The following is an 18,934-nucleotide window of genomic DNA, read 5'->3' on the forward strand; positions in this document are numbered from 1 at the left end:
AGACCAATGGCTGGTCGGGGGCGCTCGGCCGCCCTCATCGCCCCCTTCCCGCCACCACCCAGGCCGACGGCAGTTCGATCCGCGTGCCGTCCGCCGTGTACTCCGTGCTGACCAGCGGGAGTTCACCGCTCGCCAGGACGGCGAGGCCGGCGGCGCGCAGGTGCTCCGGTACCGCGTCGTCGGGGGCGGCACCGGGCGTCAGTCCGTGGCGGAGGACGGGCGCGAGCTTGCCCGGCGGGCCGTCGGGCCCCTGGGCCAGCCCCATGAGGACGGTCTTGGCGGCCTGGCAGGGCTCCACCAGGAAGGCCCGGCCGCGCTCGCCGAGGAGAGCGGCGAGGGCGTCGGCCAGTGGCTGACGGTCGTCCGGCTCGCACTGGTGCAGGACGCCCCGCACGTAGACGTTGGCGTCGCCCAGCTCGGCGTGCAGCGTCTCGGCCTCCGCCTTGTCCGCGGCGTCCAGTTGCCGGTAGGCCGCCTGACCGGCGGGGTCGGCGCGGCGGGCACGGTCGAGGGCGGCGGCGGACAGATCGGCGCCGACGACGTGCCCGAAGCGCTCGGCGAGGTAGCGGGTCTGGGTGCCGTTGCCGCAGCCGAGGTCGATCATGGGCAGGCCCGGGTCGACGAGGTGGGGCTCGAAGTGGGCCAGGTGACGGCCGGCGGTCAGCATCGGCTCCGCGTCCCAGAACACCGCCCCCTGTCCCTCGGGTGCCTCGCTCCAGAAGCTCTCCCAGGCGTTCCGGTACCGACTCGTCACGCTCATGCGCGTCTCCCCAGGTGCGACGACGTACGGCCCGTCGGCGGTGACGGGCTCGTACGGTGTACCGCGCCCGGCGCACGGCCACAAGCGCCCGGCGCGTTCCTTCACCGGACGTGCGAACGTCGCGCGCCCCCGTCGACGCGCGACGGCCCGGCGGTACGGGACGGCTCAGCGACGCGGCAGCGTCAGTTCGAACCAGACGGTCTTGCCGGTCTTCGTACGGCTCGCGCCCCATTCGCGGGCGAGGGTGCTGACCACGCGCAGGCCTCGGCCGGCCTCGTCGGTGGGGCCGGCGCCGCGCAGCGCCGGCAGGTCGTGGTCGTCGTCGTCCACCTCGCACAGCAGCGTGTCGGCGCGTACCAGACGCAGTTCCACGGGCCGGGCGTGGGCGTGCCGTACGGCGTTGGTGACGAGTTCGCCGGCCATCAGCTCGGCGGCGTCGGCCAGTTTCGCGAGGCCCCAGTCGTGGAGCTGCTCGCGGACGGCCGCGCGGGCCCGGCCGACCTCGACGGGGTCGCGGGCGAGGCGCCACTCGGCGACGGCGTCGGTGTCGACGCCGCTGAGCCTGGCCATCAGCAGGGCCACGTCGTCCTTGCGGCCGCCGCGGGTGCCCAGCGCGCGGATGATGGTGTCGCAGGCGTCGTCCATGGAGGCGGCCGGGTGGGCGGCGGACTCGCACAGGGTCGCCAGGCCGGTGCCGATGTCCGCGCCGCGCACCTCCACCAGACCGTCGGTGCACATCACCAGCCGGTCGCCGGGCGCCACCGGCACCCGCACCGCCTCGAAGGGCACCCCGCCGACGCCGACGGGTGCCCCCGTGGGCAGCTCGATCAGCTCGCTGCCCCCGTCGGCCGCGCGGACCAGGACGGGCGGGATGTGGCCCGCGTTGGCGAGGTGCAGTTCCCCGGCGATGGGGTCGTAGACGGCGTACAGGCAGGTCGCCAGATAGGTGTCGCCGAGCCGCTGGGCGAGGTCGTCGAGGTTGCGCAGCAACTGGGCGGGCGGCAGGTCGAGTCCGGCCATGGTCTGCACGGCGGTGCGCAGTTGCCCCATCATGGCGGCGGAGCCCAGTCCGTGGCCCATGACGTCGCCGACGACGAGTGCGGTGCGGGCGCCGGGCAGTTTCACCGCGTCGAACCAGTCGCCGCCGACCCGGCCGAGCAGCGTGCCGGGCAGGTAGCGGGTGGCGATGTCGCAGCCCGCCATGCGCGCGGGGATGTGCGGCAGCATGCTGTCCTGGAGCGTCTCCGCGACGTTCTCCTGGTACGTGTACATGCGCGCGTTGTCGAGCACGAGCCCCGCGCGGGCGGCGAGCTCCGCGCCGGTGACGCGGTCCATGTCGTTGAAGACGGGCCGCTCCGGGTGGCGCAGCAGGATCATGAAGCCGAGGACGACGTTGCGCGCCTTCAGCGGCACCAGGAGCATCGAGCGGCCCGTGATGAGCGGCCTGATGTCCCGCTTCTCGAACTGCGAGGCGATGGCGTGGCCCATCTCCTCGGTGATGCGCGGCACCAGGACGGGTTCACCGCTGGTCATGCACTGGAAGAACGGGGTGTGCGCCGGAAAGGGCATGGCCTCGCCGACCGGTACGACGTCGTCCCAGCGGCCGGGTTCGTCGGTGTGTTCCAGGGCCACCCGGTGCCACATCGTGGTGGTGTCCGGCACGCCGTCGGGGAAGCCCTCACCGGCGACGATCTGTTCGCGCAGGTAGGTGCCGGCGACGTCGGTGAAGCGGGGGACGACGGCCCGGCTCACCTCCACGATGGTCCGTGAGAGGTCCAGGGAGGTGCCGATCCGTCCGCTGACCTCGTTGAGGAACTCCAGGCGTTCGCGGACGGCGGCGTACTCGAGGTCCTCGGCCTCCTCGCGCACGTCCTCGGGGACCGGTTCACCGGCCGCGAGGGCACGTGCCGCCCGCTCCCGGCGCGCCCTGCGCCCGGCGCGCCGGGGCACGCCCCAGTCGGGGGTGACGGGCACCCGGTCGTTCTGGCTGAACTCCAGCACCGGGTAGCCGAGTTCCAGGACCTGCGCGACGATGCGGGCGCTCTCGCCGACGCTCATGCTGGGCAGGATCTCGGGGAGGCGGCGGGCGAGCTCGTCTGCTCCGGGGAAGTCGGTGTGCAGGGCGAAGCCGGGGGCGATCCGTTCGACGGTCGTCGGGGCGGCGGCCCCGTTCCGGTCCTCGCCGGGCTCGCCGGTGGCGTGGTCCCGCCGCAGCGCGTCCGCGTCGGCCGCCAGTACGAGCAGGCGCTCGGGGCCGGGGCCGACCAGGGGGTAGGCCCACCAGAGCACGTCGACACGGTCGTCGTCCGGCACGGTCAGTCGGGCCCGGCCCGCCGCCGGGTAGGACAGCCGTCCGTCGAGGGAGGACTCCAGCCCCGGTCCGAGACCGTCGTACGCCGCCCAGGAGCCGTGGTCGTCACCGGCGTCCTCGGTTCCGGGCAGCACGCCGGAGACGGGGAGCAGGTCGGGGGCGGGCCGCCCGATGGCCTCTTCCTTGGGCAGGGCGAACAGCCGCCGTGCGCCCCGGCTCCAGTGGGAGACCAGCCCGTCGCGGTCGACCACGACCACGGCCAGTGGGACGCGGCCCGCCACGGGGTCGGCCCGCACGGCGCCGGATCCGGCTCCGCGGCCGGGAGGTGCGTCCCGTTCGGTGCCATGGTCCATGGCGTCAGGCCCTCTCTCCCCACGGCTCCGCGAGATCTGTGTCGCCGTCACCACCGTACGGTGGTGGCCGGTGACCATGTGCGGCAACGGGGGAATCGGTGGCGCGCGAACACACCGGCGCGCGTCCGCGCGCCGGTGTCCGGTCTCAGTCCTCGTGTCCGAGCTGGAGGTCGCGTTCCGTACGGCCGCCGCCGGCCACCTGGAGGACCGTGGCGACGGGCGGGTATCCGGCGGCGATGACGGTGTACTCGCCGGACGAGAGGTCGACGAACCGGAAGGTGCCGTCGGGGCCGGTGGTCAGGGTGTCCACGACGTTGCCCGCCGCGTCCAGCAGTGTCACGCGCGCGTCCTCGACCACGCGTCCGCCACCGGCGCGCACAGTGCCGCGCAGCACGGCGCCACCGGCCAGTTCGACGTCCTGGCGGGTCTCCCGGGCCGCCTGGACGCTGACCGGCAGCGCGGCCGGGCGGAAGGCGGGGGCGCTGGCGGCGAGGGTGTACTCGCCGGCCACCAGCTCGGTGATGACGTAACCGCCCTCCCGGCCGCTGCGGGTGGTGGAGACGACCTCGCCGTGGACGTTGGTCAGCGTGACGATCGCGTCGCGCACGGGGCTGCCGTCCGCGGTGAGCACGCTGCCGGCGAGGCGGCCGGCCCCGCCGAGCACGACGTCCAGCTCCACCGGCCGTTCGCCGACGGTCACGGAGACCGCCTGCGGCTGGTGGCCGCCGGCCGCGGCGATCAGGACGTACGACCCCGAGCCGGGTGTGGCCAGCGCGTACCGTCCGTCGTCGCCGCTGGCGCCACGGCCGATCTGCTGGCCGCCGACGTCGATGAGGGTGAGTGCCGCGCGGGGCACGACGGTGCCGTCCGGGTGCTGCACGGTGCCGCAGACCGGGATGCCCGCGGCGTACGGCGACCTGGCCTGCGGGACGGGCGCGACGGACGGGGCGGGCTGCGCGGTTTCCGGGTCGGTGACGGAGGCGTTGTGGGACACCAGGGGTTTCTCCTTGAGGAAGAAGGCGATGAGCAGGCCGAGGGCGAGGACGGGCACCAGGTAGAGGAAGATCCGCGGCATGGCGTCGGCGTACGCCCCGATGTAGGCGTCGCGCAGCGCCGGGGGCAGGGAGTGGACGAGCTGTGGGGTGATGGCCTCCGCGTCGGGCAGCCCGGTGCCCGCCTCGACGGGCACGCGGTCGGCCAGGGCGTCCGTGAGGCGGTCGGCGAAGAGGGTGCCGAAGACGGCCGCGCCGACACTGCCGCCGATCTGCCGGAAGTAGTTGTTGGCACTGGTGGCGGTGCCGAGGTCGGCGGGGCGTACGGAGTTCTGCACGGCGAGGACCAGGACGGGCATCACCATGCCGATGCCGGCGCCGAGGACGGCCATCCAGATGCTGTAGTGGAGCCGGGGCGTGTCCGCGTCGAGCCGGGACAGCAGCCACATGCCGGCCACGGACAGCGCGCTGCCGATGATCGGGTGGGACCGGTAGCGCCCAGTGCGGCTGATGAGTTGTCCGGAGATGATCGAAGTGCCGACGATGCCGCCCATCATCGGCAGCATCAGCAGGCCGGACTCGGTGGCGGTGGCGCCGTCGACCATCTGGAGGAAGGTCGGCAGGTAGCTGGCGGCGCCGAAGAGGGCGATGCCGACGACGAGGCCCACCAGGCCGGTGACGTTGAAGACGGAGTCCCGGAACAGCCGCAGCGGGATCAGGGGTTCGGGCGCGAAGCGTTCGGCGATCAGGAAGAGGACGGTGGCGGCGACCGCTCCGGCGGCAAGGCCGAGGATGACGCTGGAACCCCACTCGTACTCGGTGCCGCCCCAGCTGGTCAGCAGCACCAGGCAGGTGGAGGCGGCGGCGAGAAGCAGGGCGCCGAGGATGTCGAGGCGGGGTTTGGCCGTCGGCCTGGGCAGCTTGAGGACCACGGCCACGACGGCCATGGTGACCAGGCCGAAGGGGACGTTGATGTAGAAGCACCAGCGCCAGGAGAGGTGGTCGGTGAAGTAGCCGCCCAGCAGGGGGCCGGCGACCGAGGCGAGTCCGAAGGCGGCGCCGATCAGGCCCATGAACCGGCCGCGTTCGCGGGGCGGCACGATGTCCGCGATGATCGCCTGCACGCCGATCATCAGGCCGCCCGCGCCGACGCCCTGCACCGCGCGGAAGGCGATCAGCTGGTCCATGGTCTGGGCGCGGCCGGCGAGTGCCGAGCCGACGACGAACACCAGGATGGCGAACTGGAAGACGCCCTTGCGGCCGAAGAGGTCGCCGAGCTTGCCGTAGATCGGCAGGCCGACGGTGGAGGTGAGCAGGTAGGCGGTGATCGCCCAGGACATCTTGTCCAGGCCGTGCAGCTCGCCGACGATCTTCGGCAGCGCGGTGGCGACGATCATCTGCTCCAGCGCGGCGAGCAGCAGCGCCAGCATCAGTCCGACGAAGACCAGCCGCACCCGGCGCGGGCTCATCCCGGCTCCCGGCTCGGGCCCGGGTGCGGGGGGCTCGGGAGGCGTGGCTGGTGCGGTGACCGGTTCGTCCTGCACCAGAGTGATCCCGCCCATGTTCCGCTCCCCTCGTCACACCTGCTCACAATTGCCGCCTGATGCGGCAACTGCGAACAAGTGCGACGAGTTACGGAAGTACGGCGGTTTCGGGCGGAGATCACTCGAACCGGTGAGGCGGCCAACGACCGCCCTGCGCCCGCCTCTTGGCTACTTCTCGACCTCGGCCGCGAGCTTGGCGAGCATGGCGTCGTAGATGCGGGCCAGCCCCTTGGGAGCGAAGGTCTTCTCGAAGAAGCCGCCGACGCCGCCCGCACCCTGCCAGGCGGTGTGGACGACCACCCGGGACTTGCCCTCGCCCGCCGGCGTGACCCGCCAGGTGGTGACCATGGAGGAGTTGCGGTCCTTCTCCACCAGCTCACCGTCGGACGGCTCGGTGACCTCCAGCAGGCAGTCACGGACGCGCTTGCTGGTCGCCTGGAGCTTCCAGTGCACGAGGGTGCCCTCGCCGTCACCGCCCTCGCGGACCTCGTACTCGCTGAAGTGCTCGGGCAGCAGCTTCGCGCGGGTGCCGCTGTAGTCGGCGAGGGTGTCGAACACCGTCTCCGCGTCCGCCGCGACGATCCGCTCCGTCTCCGCCTCGACCTGCGCCATCGGGTTCCTCCAGGGCCTGGTTCTCGGGGTCGGGGCAAGCCAACCACCCCGCCGCCCGGCCACCAAATCGGGGGGCGTGAAGCGACCCCGTGCGACTGGTCCCGCGGCCGGCCCCTCACCTGGTCCACGATCGGCCCGCACGATCAAGGGAACAAGTGTTCTATTGTGGCGGTCGCAGCACTACCGAGGAGGCGCCATGCGCTGGGAGAACCTCACGGACTCCGACCACGCCCGGGCCGCCGACCCCGCGCTCTTCGGCGCGGACGCGGTCACCACCCGCACGTTCGACACGCCCGAGTTCCGCGGCATCACCTTCCACGAGGTGCGGGCCCGCTCGATCCTCAACCGGGTGCCGGGCGCCTCGCGCATGCCGTTCGAGTGGACGGTCAATCCGTACCGCGGCTGTTCGCACGCGTGCGTCTACTGTTTTGCGCGCAAGACGCACAGCTACCTGGACCTCGACACCGGCCTCGGCTTCGACTCCCAGATCGTCGTCAAGGTGAACGCGCCGGAGCTGCTGCGCCGCCAGCTGGCCTCGCGGCGCTGGCAGGGCGAGCACGTCGCGATGGGCACCAACGTCGACTGCTACCAGCGCGCGGAGGGCCGCTACCGGCTGATGCCGGGCATCGTCGAGGCGCTCACCGAGCGGGCGAACCCCTTCTCGATCCTGACCAAGGGCACGCTGATCCTGCGCGACCTGGACCTGCTGACGCGGGCGGCACGGGTAACGGACGTGGGGATCTCGGTCTCGGTCGGCTTCACCGATCCCGAGCTGTGGCGCACCGTCGAGCCGGGCACACCCGCGCCGGAGCGCCGCCTGGAGGTCGTCAGGGCCCTCGGCGAGCGCGGAATCGGCTGCGGCGTGCTGATGGCGCCGGTCATCCCCTTCCTGAGCGACGAACCGGCCCAACTGCGCGCGACCGTGCGGGCGATCGCCGCCGCCGGCGCCACCTCGGTGACGCCCCTGGTACTGCACCTGCGGCCCGGCGCCCGGGAGTGGTTCATGGCCTGGCTCGGCCGGCACCACCCGCACCTGGTGCGCCGCTACGAGCGGCTGTACGCGGAGGGCGCGTACGCCCCGAAGTGGTACCAGCGCCGGATCACACGCCAGGTGCACGGTCTCGCAAGGGAGTACGGCATCGGTCCCACGCACGCCGGGACGCCCAGGCGGATCGCGGAGCCGCGGGTGGAATCCGCTCCGAGTGAACCGGTGCAGCTTTCGCTCATCTGAGGCGCACCTACCGGCCCAATTGGGTCAAGTATGAACACAACGCGTTCATCCGGCGACGCTCCCCGGGACGATGAACGCCATGAGACAACGCGCAGCCGCGCTGTGCGGCGCCGCAGTGATCGCCGCCGCGACGGTCGCGGCCGTACCCGCCGAGGCGAGCGCGCCGCGCTCCGACGCGGCCCAGGGCGCCCCGGCACTCGACTGGAGCGAGTGCGGCACGGCCGACTACCCGACGCTCCAGTGCGCGTCCCTCACGGTGCCGCTGGACCACGCCCGTCCGGAGGGGGAGCGGATCACGCTGGCGCTGTCCCGCGTCCCGCACACCGCCGACGAGTACCAGGGACCGCTGCTGGTCAACCCCGGCGGGCCGGGCGGCAGCGGGCTGACGCTCGCCGGGTTCGTGGCGTCCTCGCTGCCCGGGGAGGTGGCCGCCCAGTACGACGTGATCGGCTTCGACCCGCGCGGCGTGGGCAGGAGCGAGCCCGCGCTGAACTGCCGGCCCGGCCACTTCGACCCGGTGCGCCCCGACTCCCTGCCGGCCGCCCCCGGCGTCGAGGAGGCCAATCTCGCGCGCGCGAAGTCCTTCGCCGGGGCGTGCGGCGAGAAGTACGGGGACGTGCTGCCGTACATCGACACGGTGAGCGCCGCGCGGGACGTGGACGCCATCCGCGCGGCGCTCGGCGCCGAGAAGGTGAACTACTTCGGCTACTCGTACGGCACCTACCTCGGCGCCGTCTACGCCAAGCTGTACCCGGAGCGGGTACGGCGCCTGGTCCTGGACTCCGTCGTCGACCCGACCGAGGTCTGGCACGACGCCAACCTCAACCAGGACCTCGTCTTCAACGACCGCCACCGCGCCTTCCTGGCCTGGATCGCCCGGCACGACGGAACGTACGGGCTGGGCACCGACCCGGAGCGGGTGGAGGACGCCTGGTACGCCATGCGGACTGCGCTGTCCAAGGAGCCCGCGGGCGGGAAGGTGGGCGCCTCGGAGCTGGAGGACACCTTCATCCCGGGCGGTTACTACAACGGCTACTGGCCCTATCTGGCGGAGGCGTTCGCCGCGTACGCGAACGACGCGGACACCGGTCCGCTGGTCGAGGCGTACGAGAACTTCGGTGCCGTGGACGCCTCCGGGGAGAACGGCTACAGCGTCTACACCTCGGTGCTGTGCCGCGACGCGAACTGGCCGCGTGACTGGGACGAGTGGCGCGACGACAACTGGGCCGTGTACGAGAAGGCCCCCTTCATGGCCTGGAACAACGCCTGGTACAACGCGCCGTGCGCGTTCTGGCCCACGGAGTCCCGAGAACCGGTGGACGTCGCCAACGGCGCGCTGCCGCCCGCCCTGTTGTTCCAGGCGACGGACGACGCGGCCACGCCGTACGAGGGCGGCGTCACCGTGCACCGTCTGCTGCGTGGCTCGAGCCTGGTGGTCGAGGAGGGCGGCGGCAACCACGGCATCACGCTGAGCGGGAACGCCTGCCTGGACCGGCACCTGGCCGCCTACTTGGCCGACGGCACCGTGCCGGACGGTGGGGGCACCGGCGAGGCGGACGCGGTCTGCGCGGCGCTGCCCGACCCGAAGCCGCTGGAGTCCAAGGCGGCGTCGGCGTCGTCGCGCGGGTCGACGCTGCACGGGCTGCTCGGCTTCCGGAAATAATGCCGGGGCGTCGTCAGTGCCGTGGTCCACCATGGGGGCATGAGTGAGCTGACCAGGATCCCCGCCCCCGAGGGCGTCGCGCCCGCCGCCCAGTACACCCATGTCATCCTCGGCACCGGACGGTTCGTGGCCGTCTCCGGCCAGCTCGCCCTGGACGAGGACGGCAAGCTGGTCGGTGACGGCGACGCGGCGGCCCAGGCCCGACAGGTCTTCGAGAACCTGCGCCGGTGCCTGGCTGCGGCCGGCGCGACCTTCGACGACGTGGTGAAGCTGACCTTCTTCGTCACGGACATGGCGCACATGTCCGCGATCCGCGCGGCGCGCGCCGAGCACATATCCGACGACCGCCTGCCCGCCGCCTCCGCGGTACAGGTCGCGGCGCTGGTCCGGCCCGAGTTCCTGATGGAGATCGAGGCGTTCGCGGTCGTGCCCTCGTGAGCGGGGACGGGCTCCTGGTACGGGAGATGACGCTCGCGGACTGCGACCGTGTGTCCGACATCCGCGTCCGGGGCTGGCGCGCCGCCTACCGCGGCCTCATGCCGCAGTCGTACCTCGACGGGCTGGACGCCGCCGAGGACGCCGGGCGGCGCCGCGCGCTCTTCGCCCGGACCCCGGGCGACATGGTGAACCTGGTCGCCGAGGACCAGGGCGGCGAGGTTGTCGGCTGGGCCTGCCACGGTCCGTACCGGGACGGGGAAGTGCACACCGAGGAGGCGGAGTTGTACGCGCTGTACGTGGACGCCGCACGCTTCGGCACCGGCGTCGGACGGGCCCTGCTGCGGGAGTCGGTACGCCGGTGCGCGGAGGCCGGGCACGGGCGCATGCTCCTGTGGGTGGTCGAGGGCAACGCCCGCGCCCGGCGCTTCTACGAGCGGGCGGGTTTCCGTGCGGACGGCGCCGAGGAGCCCTTCGAGGTGGCGGGGGCGGTGGTGCCCGAGGTGCGGTACGCGAGGGACCTGACCGGCTGACGGCTCACCGCCGCCCGGGCCCGCCCCGGCCGGCCACGACGTCCGCCGCCGGAGGCACGGTCACCGCTGCCCCGGGATCCGCGCCAGCGCCCGCACCGCCGCCTCGGCCAGCGCGGGGTGGGCCAGGGCGTCGTTGAGGACGGGGGCGGCCCGGTCGTCGCCGAGCGCGCCGAGCCCTTCGACGCAGGCGAGGGCCACGCGCCGGTACGGGTCGTGCGGGCGCAGCCGCCGTTCCAGCGTGGTGATCAGGGCGGGCACCGCCTCGGGGGCCCGCAGCTCGACCAGCAGCCGTACCGGGTACAGGGCGTAGGCGACCCTGAGTTCATTGGTGGCGAGGGCGGCGGCGGCGCGGGCGGTGCGGGGGTCGCCGAGACGAGCGAGGGCGTGGGCGGCGGAGGCGCAGCGCGGCGGGTCGCGGTGGTTGAGGAGCAGCACGAGGGACTCGAAGGCCCGCCGGTCCCCCGCCACACCCAGCCGGAACGCCGCCAGTTCCCGTGCCCACAGCGGCTGCCCCGGCTCGGTGAGCACCGCCGCCAGCTCGTCCTGGTCCCCGGTCGCCACCAGACGTTCGTACGCCGCCGGGGCGCCCGGCACGCCCGCTGCCGCCGACTCGGCCCGTAAACGCTCGGTGAGCGATCGCAACTCTTCGTCCATGGCACCGAGGTTAGGGGCGTCACAGCACCCTTGGGACGTACATCACGAACACCGGGGGCTGGCGCGCTCGTTACCCGCGAGTTAATCTCAGACGAGCGAGTCACCCACTCGCGCAACTCCTCACAACGGTCTGGTGACGCGGCCGGCGTGAGGCGGCAGAGCAGTCGGTTCGGTACCGGATCCTCGGGTACCGCAGTGCGACTCGGCCTCGGGACAGGGCCGGTCGGCAACCGCCGTCGGGCGGGCGTGTGCACGCCCCCCGCTTCGGCACCGGGCGTGTGCGCAGTCGGCCCGGCAACACCCGCACTTCCTCCCACACGCACCCGGTGCGCCCCTCGGCGCACCCGGGCGTGTTCCCGTCGTCACCCTCATTCCTGGAGTCCCGCGATGGCCACTCCCCTGTCCGACACCCCTCTGTCCCCGCTGCGGACCATAGCCGTCGTCGGCCTCGGCACGATGGGCACCGGCATCGCCGAAGTGCTCGCCAGGGCCGGCCGCGACGTCGTCGGCATCGACGTCAGTGAGGCGCAGGCCGCGACGGCCGTCGCCGCGCTGGAAGCCTCCACCGCCCGTGCCGTCGAGCGCGGACGCCTCACGGCACAGGAACGCGCCGACGCCCTGGCCCGCGTCCGCACCTCCACCGACCTGGGCGCGGCGGCCGACGCCGATCTGGTGATCGAGGTGGTCCCGGAGTCGTACGAGATCAAGCAGCAGGTCTTCCGGGAGCTGGACGGGATCGTGCGCCCCGAGACGATCCTGGCGACCGGCACCAACGCGCTGTCCGTGACGCGGCTGGCCGCCGACTCGGCCCGTCCGGAGCGGGTCCTGGGCCTGCACTTCTTCAACCCGGCGCCGGCGATGAAGCTGGTGGAGGTCGTCTCCTCGGTGCTGACCGCGCCGGGGGCCGTCACCGCGGTCACCAATCTCGCCCTGGACCTCGGCAAGGAGCCCGTCGCGGTCGGTGACCGGCCCGGGTTCGTGGCCGACGGGCTGCTGTTCGGGTATCTGAACCAGGCCGCGGCGATGTACGAGGCGAACTACGCCTCCCGCGAGGACATCGACGCCGCGATGCGGCTCGGCTGCGGGCTGCCGATGGGCCCGCTGGCCCTGCTCGACCTGATCGGTGTGGACACCGCGCGCACGGTGCTGGAGGCCATGTACGCCGCCTCCCACGACCGTCTGCACGCGCCCGCCCCGATCCTGCGGCAGCTCAGCGAGGCGGGCCTGACGGGACGCAAGACGGGACGCGGCTTCTACACGTACGAGGCGCCGGGCAGCGCGGTCGTGGTGCCGGACACCCTGACGCCTGGCACGGGCGGCACCGAGGTCCCCGGACGCCCCGTCCGCGCCGTGGGCGTCGCCGGGTCGGGCACCATGGCGTCCGGCATCGCGGAGGTGTTCGCCAAGGCCGGCTACGAGGTGGTGCTCGCCGCCCGCAGTACCGAGAAGGCGCAGACGGCCAAGGCCCGCATCGGGAAGTCCCTGGCCCGCAGCGTGGACAAGGGCCGGCTGACGGCCGAGGCCGCCGCGCGGACGCTGGAGCGGATCACACCGACGGGCACCTACGACGACTTCGCCGACGTGGACCTGGCCGTGGAGGCGGTCGCCGAGGACCTGGAGGTCAAGCGGCAGCTGTTCGCCACGCTGGACAAGGTGTGCAAGCCCGGCGCGGTGCTGGCCACCACCACCTCCTCGCTGCCCGTGGTCGCCTGCGCCCGCGCCACCTCGCGCCCGCAGGACGTGATCGGCATGCACTTCTTCAACCCGGCGCCGGCCATGAAGCTGGTCGAGGTGGTCCGCACGGTGCTGACGGCGGACGACGTGCACGCCACCGTCCGGGAGGTCTGCGCGAAGATCCGCAAGCACGCCGTGGACTGCGGCGACCGGGCCGGGTTCATCGTGAACGCGCTGCTGTTCCCGTACCTCAACAACGCCGTGAAGATGGTCCAGGAGCACTACGCCACGCTCGACGACATCGACGCGGCGATGAAGCTGGGCGGCGGATACCCGATGGGCCCCTTCGAGCTGCTGGACGTGGTGGGGCTGGACGTCTCGCTCGCCATCGAGAAGGTGCTGCACCGCGAGTTCCGCGACCCGGGCCTGGCCCCGGCGCCGCTCCTCGAGCACCTGGTGGCCGCGGGCTGCCTCGGCCGCAAGACGGGCCGCGGCTTCCGCGAGTATGCCCGCCGCTGACGGAGTGGGCGACTGGTTCCGTACGGAGGAGGACTGGGGCGGACTGCTCGATCCGGCCGGCTTCCCCCCGCCCTCCCCGGCCGGCTCTCCCCCGCCCCCCGCGGGCGGGGGGATCCCCGGTCACGCGCATGATTGCGGGCGCATGCAGTACGTTCATGGCATGTCCCAGCCCGCCAAGTCCTCACGTACACCAGCCACGCCCGACGCGCCGGAGAGCGCGGCCGGCAACCGAGCCGCCGCCCAGCGGCTCAAAATGCGCCGGGAACTGGCGGCGGCGGCGATGGAGCTGTTCGCGACCAAGGGGTACGAGGCGACCACCGTCGACGAGATCGCGGCCCAGGCAGGGGTCGCGCGCCGTACCTTCTTCCGGCACTTCCGCTCCAAGGAAGAGGCGATCTTCCCGGACCACGACGACACCCTGGTCCGCGCCGAGGCCGTGCTCAACGCCGCGCCCGCGCACGAGCACCCGCTCGACACGGTGTGCCGCGGCATCAAGGAAGTCATGAAGATGTACGCGGCCCGGCCGGAGATCTCGGTCGCCCGCTACAAGCTGACCCGTGAGGTGCCCACCCTGCGCGAGGCGGAGATCGCCTCGGTGGCCCGCTACGAGCGCCTGTTCACCCGCTATCTCCTCGGCCACTTCGACGAGCACGCGCACGACGACGACGCCAACGACGACCCGCTGCTGGCCGAGGTCGCCGCCTCGGCCGTGGTCACCGCGCACAACCACGTGCTGCGGCGCTGGCTCAGGGCGGGCGGGCAGGGAGACGTGGAGGCGCAGCTGGACCACGCGTTCGCGATCGTGCGCCGGACGTTCGGAACCGGCATCGGTGCCGGCCGCTCCACGGCCGCCGGCACGCGGTCGGCCGCCCCTTCGGCCTCCGTGCAGGGCGAGGTGCTGGTGACGGTCGCGCGCACCGACGCACCGCTGCACGAGGTCATGCGCACCATCGAACAGGCCCTCAAGGAGCGCTGAGCCTCCCCTCCGCGTCTGTGACGACGGCCACCCACCGGGTGGCCGTTTTTGCATGTCAACGCCCCTTTCCCACCCTCCGTCGACCCCCATACGATCGATCATCGCTCATCTGTAGCGTAAAGATTTCATCTGAGTGGAACTTCTGGCACTCAGTGCCTTGCGGGGTGACACGCGGTGTCATACGTTGAAGGTGTCCGGGCTGTCCCCGCACTCATCCCCTGCGCGCCCGAACGCCTGCGTCACAGGCACTTTCACACCGAATCCCAGCAGCACCGACGTGACCCCCAGCGCCCCTCCCTCAGGGCGCTCTTCGCCGGAGGCAACACCGTGACCGTGAAGGACATCCTGGACGCGATCCAGTCGCCCGAATCCACGCCGGCCGACATCGCCGCCCTGCCGATCCCCGAGTCGTACCGCGCGATCACCGTGCACAAGGACGAGACGGAGATGTTCGCGGGCCTGGAGACCCGCGACAAGGACCCGCGCAAGTCGATCCACCTCGACGAGGTGCCGGTGCCCGAGCTGGGCCCGGGCGAGGCCCTGGTGGCCGTCATGGCCTCCTCGGTCAACTACAACTCCGTGTGGACCTCGATCTTCGAGCCGCTGTCGACGTTCGGGTTCCTGGAGCGCTACGGCCGCACCAACGACCTCGCCAAGCGCCACGACCTGCCGTACCACATCATCGGCTCCGACCTCGCGGGCGTCGTCCTGCGCACCGGCCCGGGCGTCAACGCCTGGCAGCCCGGTGACGAGGTCGTCGCGCACTGCCTGTCCGTCGAGCTGGAGTCCTCGGACGGCCACAACGACACGATGCTCGACCCCGAGCAGCGCATCTGGGGCTTCGAGACCAACTTCGGCGGCCTCGCCGAGATCGCCCTCGTCAAGTCCAACCAGCTCATGCCGAAGCCGGACCACCTCAGCTGGGAGGAGGCCGCCGCCCCGGGCCTGGTCAACTCCACGGCCTACCGGCAGCTGGTCTCCCGCAACGGCGCCGGCATGAAGCAGGGCGACAACGTGCTCATCTGGGGCGCGAGCGGCGGTCTCGGCTCCTACGCCACCCAGTTCGCGCTGGCCGGCGGCGCCAACCCGATCTGCGTCGTCTCCAGCGAGCAGAAGGCCGACATCTGCCGGTCCATGGGCGCCGAGGCGATCATCGACCGCAGTGCCGAGGGCTACAAGTTCTGGAAGGACGAGCAGACCCAGGACCCGAAGGAGTGGAAGCGCTTCGGCAAGCGCATCCGCGAACTCACCGGCGGCGAGGACATCGACATCGTCTTCGAGCACCCCGGCCGCGAGACCTTCGGCGCCTCCGTCTTCGTCACCCGCAAGGGCGGCACCATCACCACCTGCGCCTCTACCTCGGGCTACATGCACGAGTACGACAACCGCTACCTGTGGATGTCCCTGAAGCGCATCATCGGCTCCCACTTCGCCAACTACCGCGAGGCCTGGGAGGCCAACCGCCTCATCGCCAAGGGCAAGATCCACCCGACCCTCTCCAAGGTGTACTCCCTGGAGGACACCGGCCAGGCCGCCCACGACGTCCACCGCAACGCCCACCAGGGCAAGGTCGGCGTGCTCTGCATGGCCCCCGAGGAGGGACTGGGCGTGCGCGACCACGAGAAGCGGGCCCAGCACCTCGACGCCATCAACCGCTTCCGGAACATCTGAGGACGGCGGAGGCCACACATGACTGAGCGTCAGAAGGACCGGCCGTGGCTCATGCGCACCTACGCCGGTCACTCCACGGCCGAGGCGTCCAACGAGCTGTACCGGCGCAACCTCGCCAAGGGGCAGACGGGCCTGTCGGTCGCCTTCGACCTGCCGACCCAGACCGGCTACGACTCCGACCACGTCCTCGCCCGCGGCGAGGTGGGGCGGGTCGGCGTGCCGGTCGCGCACCTCGGTGACATGCGCCGGCTGTTCCAGGACATCCCACTGGAGCAGATGAACACCTCGATGACCATCAACGCCACGGCCATGTGGCTGCTGGCGCTCTACCAGGTCGTCGCCGAGGAGCAGGGCGCGGACATCACCAAGCTCAGCGGCACGACCCAGAACGACATCGTCAAGGAGTACCTGTCCCGCGGCACGCACGTCTTCCCGCCGGGGCCCTCGCTCCGCCTGACGACCGACATGATCGCGTACACGGTCTCCCACCTCCCGAAGTGGAACCCGATCAACATCTGCAGCTACCACCTGCAGGAGGCGGGCGCCACGCCGGTGCAGGAGATCGCGTACGCGATGTCCACCGCGATCGCCGTGCTCGACGCGGTGCGCGACAGCGGGCAGGTGCCCCAGGAGCGCATGGGCGACGTGGTCGGCCGCATCTCCTTCTTCGTGAACGCGGGTGTCCGCTTCGTCGAGGAGATGTGCAAGATGCGGGCCTTCGGGCGGATCTGGGACCGCATCACGCGCGAGCGGTACGGCATCGAGAACCCGAAGCACCGCCGCTTCCGCTACGGCGTCCAGGTCAACTCCCTCGGCCTGACCGAGGCCCAGCCGGAGAACAACGTCCAGCGGATCGTGCTGGAGATGCTGGCGGTCACCCTCTCCAAGGACGCACGCGCGCGTGCCGTGCAGCTGCCGGCCTGGAACGAGGCGCTGGGCCTGCCCCGGCCCTGGGACCAGCAGTGGTCGCTGCGCATCCAGCAGGTGCTGGCGTACGAGAGCGACCTGCTGGAGTACGGCGACCTCTTCGAGGGCTCGAAGGTGGTCGAGGCGAAGGTGGACGAGCTGGTGCAGGAGGCGTTCGCGGAGATCGAGCGCATCCAGGAGATGGGCGGCGCGATGGCGGCCGTCGAGTCCGGCTACCTCAAGTCGCAGCTGGTCGCCTCGCACGCCGAGCGCCGGGCCCGGATCGAGTCCGGCGAGGAGAAGATCATCGGTGTCAACGCCTTCGAGGGCACCGAGCCCAACCCGCTGACCGCCGACCTGGACACCGCGATCCAGACGGTGGACCCGGCGGTGGAAGCCCGTGTCATCGCCTCGCTCCAGCACTGGCGGGACACCCGCTACCAGCCGCCCTTCAACCACCCTCGCCCCTGCAAGGCGCTGGAGAAGCTGAAGGAGGCCGCCAAGGGCACCGACAACCTCATGGAGGCCACCCTGGAGTGCGCCCGCGCCGGCGTCACCACCGGCGAGTGGGCCGGGGCGCTGCGCGAGGTGTTCGGCGAGTTCCGGGCGCCCACGGGTGTGTCGTCGGCTCCGGTCGCGGTCGCCGCGGAGGAGGGCTCGGCCCTGTCCGAGGTGCGCCGCAAGGTGGACCTGACGGCGAAGGACCTGGGCGTCGGCAAGCTGCGCTTCCTGGTCGGCAAGCCCGGCCTGGACGGCCACTCCAACGGCGCCGAGCAGATCGCCGTGCGGGCCCGCGACGCCGGGTTCGAGGTGGTCTACCAGGGCATCCGGCTCACCCCGGAGCAGATCGTGGACGCCGCCCTCGCCGAGGACGTGCACGCGGTGGGCCTGTCCATCCTCTCCGGCTCGCACGCCCAGCTCGTCCCGGACGTGCTGGAACGGCTCCGTGTGGCCGGTGCCACAGACATCCCGGTGATCGCCGGTGGCATCATCCCGAACGGTGACGCCGAAGAACTGCGGGCCGCGGGAGTGGCCGCGGTCTTCACCCCGAAGGATTTCGACATCACCGGCATCATCGGCCGGATCGTCGACGAGATCCGGAACGCGAACAAGCTCGACCCCCTGGAGGTCCCCGCATGACGACAGTCGACCGCCTTCGCGCCCGCCGCTCCTGCCTGGCGGTCCCGGGAAGCAACCCGCGCTTCCTGGAGAAGGCCCAGGGCCTCCCCGCGGACCAGGTCTTCCTGGACCTGGAGGACGCCTGCGCGCCGCTGGCCAAGCCCGAGGCACGGCACACCATCGTCAAGTTCCTCAACGAGGGCGACTGGACCGGCAAGACCCGCGTCGTGCGCGTCAACGACTGGACGACCGAGTGGACGTACCGCGACGTCGTGACGGTCGTCGAGGGCGCCGGCCCGAACCTGGACTGCATCATGCTGCCCAAGGTCCAGGACGCCCAGCAGATCGTCGCCCTCGACCTCCTGCTCACCCAGATCGAGAAGACGATGGGCTTCGAGGTCGGCCGGATCGGCATCGAGGCGCAGATCGAGAACGCGCAGGGCCTGAACAACGTCAACGAGATCGCGCAGGCGAGCCAGCGCACCGAGACCATCATCTTCGGCCCGGCCGACTTCATGGCGTCCATCAACATGAAGTCCCTGGTCGTGGGCGAGCAGCCGCCCGGTTACCCGGCGGACGCCTACCACTACATCCTGATGAAGATCCTGATGGCCGCCCGCGCCAACGACCTCCAGGCGATCGACGGCCCCTACCTCCAGATCCGCAACGTGGACGGCTTCCGCGAGGTCGCCGGCCGTGCCGCGGCGCTCGGCTTCGACGGCAAGTGGGTGCTGCACCCGGGCCAGGTCGACGCCGCCAACGAGGTCTTCTCGCCCTCGCAGGAGGACTACGACCACGCCGAGCTGATCCTGGACGCCTACGAGTACTGCACGTCCGAGGCGGGCGGCAAGAAGGGCTCCGCGATGCTCGGCGACGAGATGATCGACGAGGCCAGCCGCAAGATGGCCCTGGTCATCGCGGGCAAGGGCCGTGCGGCGGGCATGCGGCGCACGTCGAAGTTCGAGATCCCGGAGGGCTGAG

14 protein-coding genes are annotated in these 18,934 nt (G+C 72.0%); 9 read left to right on the plus strand and 5 right to left on the minus strand.

Features of this window, described 5'->3' with window-relative positions; genetic code table 11:
• Positions 1-34: 34 nt before the first annotated feature.
• The 4 genes from ACFW47_RS15950 to ACFW47_RS15965 form a co-directional block, all read right to left on the minus strand.
• Positions 35-760: a methyltransferase domain-containing protein gene (locus tag ACFW47_RS15950; RefSeq protein ID WP_386287536.1), complete on the minus strand. Its 726-nt coding sequence runs from the start codon at positions 758-760 to the stop codon at positions 35-37.
• Positions 761-925: 165 nt separating this feature from the next.
• Entirely contained in the window at positions 926-3,424 is a 2,499-nt protein-coding gene (locus ACFW47_RS15955; protein WP_386306065.1) for a SpoIIE family protein phosphatase, read from the minus strand.
• A 145-nt stretch (positions 3,425-3,569) separates the two neighbouring features.
• Entirely contained in the window at positions 3,570-5,978 is a 2,409-nt protein-coding gene (locus tag ACFW47_RS15960) for an MFS transporter (RefSeq protein WP_386306066.1), read from the minus strand.
• 150 nt (positions 5,979-6,128) lie between these two features.
• On the minus strand, positions 6,129-6,572 hold the full coding sequence (locus tag ACFW47_RS15965; protein ID WP_073730570.1) for an SRPBCC family protein: 444 nt from the start codon (positions 6,570-6,572) through the stop codon (positions 6,129-6,131).
• Positions 6,573-6,768: 196 nt separating this feature from the next.
• Between ACFW47_RS15965 and ACFW47_RS15970 the strand changes: the two genes are divergently transcribed.
• The 4 genes from ACFW47_RS15970 (at position 6,769) to ACFW47_RS15985 (ending at position 10,434) form a co-directional block, all read left to right on the plus strand.
• Positions 6,769-7,803: an Rv2578c family radical SAM protein gene (locus ACFW47_RS15970; protein ID WP_386306067.1), complete on the plus strand. Its 1,035-nt coding sequence runs from the start codon at positions 6,769-6,771 to the stop codon at positions 7,801-7,803.
• Positions 7,804-7,882: 79 nt separating this feature from the next.
• The gene (locus tag ACFW47_RS15975; RefSeq protein ID WP_386306068.1) at positions 7,883-9,466 is read left to right on the plus strand and encodes an alpha/beta hydrolase; all 1,584 of its coding nucleotides are present in this window, start codon (positions 7,883-7,885) and stop codon (positions 9,464-9,466) included.
• A gap of 39 nt (positions 9,467-9,505) precedes the next feature.
• Positions 9,506-9,904: a RidA family protein gene (locus ACFW47_RS15980; RefSeq protein WP_386306069.1), complete on the plus strand. Its 399-nt coding sequence runs from the start codon at positions 9,506-9,508 to the stop codon at positions 9,902-9,904.
• A gap of 26 nt (positions 9,905-9,930) precedes the next feature.
• Entirely contained in the window at positions 9,931-10,434 is a 504-nt protein-coding gene (locus ACFW47_RS15985; protein WP_386287561.1) for a GNAT family N-acetyltransferase, read from the plus strand.
• Positions 10,435-10,494: 60 nt separating this feature from the next.
• On the opposite strand, the gene ACFW47_RS15990 is transcribed toward ACFW47_RS15985, so the two are convergent.
• On the minus strand, positions 10,495-11,088 hold the full coding sequence (locus ACFW47_RS15990; protein WP_386287527.1) for an adenylosuccinate lyase: 594 nt from the start codon (positions 11,086-11,088) through the stop codon (positions 10,495-10,497).
• A gap of 387 nt (positions 11,089-11,475) precedes the next feature.
• On the opposite strand from ACFW47_RS15990, the gene ACFW47_RS15995 reads away from it, so the two are divergent.
• The 5 genes from ACFW47_RS15995 to ACFW47_RS16015 all read left to right on the plus strand — a co-directional run bounded on the left by ACFW47_RS15995 (position 11,476) and on the right by ACFW47_RS16015 (position 18,933).
• The gene (locus ACFW47_RS15995; protein ID WP_386287526.1) at positions 11,476-13,281 is read left to right on the plus strand and encodes a 3-hydroxyacyl-CoA dehydrogenase family protein; all 1,806 of its coding nucleotides are present in this window, start codon (positions 11,476-11,478) and stop codon (positions 13,279-13,281) included.
• Positions 13,282-13,441: 160 nt separating this feature from the next.
• The gene (locus tag ACFW47_RS16000) at positions 13,442-14,257 is read left to right on the plus strand and encodes a TetR family transcriptional regulator (protein WP_386287525.1); all 816 of its coding nucleotides are present in this window, start codon (positions 13,442-13,444) and stop codon (positions 14,255-14,257) included.
• A 327-nt stretch (positions 14,258-14,584) separates the two neighbouring features.
• Entirely contained in the window at positions 14,585-15,928 is a 1,344-nt protein-coding gene (gene ccrA, locus ACFW47_RS16005) for a crotonyl-CoA carboxylase/reductase (protein WP_386287524.1), read from the plus strand.
• Between the two features lie 18 nt (positions 15,929-15,946).
• Positions 15,947-17,974 (plus strand): protein meaA, encoded by a 2,028-nt coding sequence (locus ACFW47_RS16010; protein ID WP_386287523.1) that lies wholly within the window; start codon positions 15,947-15,949, stop codon positions 17,972-17,974.
• Positions 17,971-18,933, plus strand: a complete 963-nt coding sequence (locus ACFW47_RS16015) for an HpcH/HpaI aldolase/citrate lyase family protein (RefSeq protein ID WP_386306070.1) — start codon at positions 17,971-17,973, stop codon at positions 18,931-18,933. Before ACFW47_RS16010 ends, ACFW47_RS16015 begins: the two co-directional genes overlap by 4 nt.
• Position 18,934: the final 1 nt, after the last annotated feature.

Source organism: Streptomyces sp. NPDC058796 (assembly GCF_042745235.1).
Taxonomy (GTDB): Bacteria; Actinomycetota; Actinomycetes; order Streptomycetales; family Streptomycetaceae; genus Streptomyces.

Excerpts from the sequence above, each read along its gene's own strand:
- ACFW47_RS16015 (WP_386306070.1), top strand. The coding sequence starts at position 17,971 with ATGACGACAGTCGACCGCCTTCGCGCCCGCCGCTCCTGCCTGGCGGTC.
- ACFW47_RS15955 (WP_386306065.1), bottom strand. The coding sequence starts at position 3,424 with ATGGACCATGGCACCGAACGGGACGCACCTCCCGGCCGCGGAGCCGGA.
- ACFW47_RS15960 (WP_386306066.1), bottom strand. The coding sequence starts at position 5,978 with ATGGGCGGGATCACTCTGGTGCAGGACGAACCGGTCACCGCACCAGCC.
- ACFW47_RS16000 (WP_386287525.1), top strand. The coding sequence starts at position 13,442 with ATGTCCCAGCCCGCCAAGTCCTCACGTACACCAGCCACGCCCGACGCG.
- ACFW47_RS15985 (WP_386287561.1), top strand. The coding sequence starts at position 9,931 with ATGACGCTCGCGGACTGCGACCGTGTGTCCGACATCCGCGTCCGGGGC.
- ACFW47_RS16010 (WP_386287523.1), top strand. The coding sequence starts at position 15,947 with ATGACTGAGCGTCAGAAGGACCGGCCGTGGCTCATGCGCACCTACGCC.
- ACFW47_RS15980 (WP_386306069.1), top strand. The coding sequence starts at position 9,506 with ATGAGTGAGCTGACCAGGATCCCCGCCCCCGAGGGCGTCGCGCCCGCC.
- ACFW47_RS15975 (WP_386306068.1), top strand. The coding sequence starts at position 7,883 with ATGAGACAACGCGCAGCCGCGCTGTGCGGCGCCGCAGTGATCGCCGCC.
- ACFW47_RS15950 (WP_386287536.1), bottom strand. The coding sequence starts at position 760 with ATGAGCGTGACGAGTCGGTACCGGAACGCCTGGGAGAGCTTCTGGAGC.
- ACFW47_RS15965 (WP_073730570.1), bottom strand. The coding sequence starts at position 6,572 with ATGGCGCAGGTCGAGGCGGAGACGGAGCGGATCGTCGCGGCGGACGCG.
- ACFW47_RS15995 (WP_386287526.1), top strand. The coding sequence starts at position 11,476 with ATGGCCACTCCCCTGTCCGACACCCCTCTGTCCCCGCTGCGGACCATA.
- ACFW47_RS15990 (WP_386287527.1), bottom strand. The coding sequence starts at position 11,088 with ATGGACGAAGAGTTGCGATCGCTCACCGAGCGTTTACGGGCCGAGTCG.
- ACFW47_RS15970 (WP_386306067.1), top strand. The coding sequence starts at position 6,769 with ATGCGCTGGGAGAACCTCACGGACTCCGACCACGCCCGGGCCGCCGAC.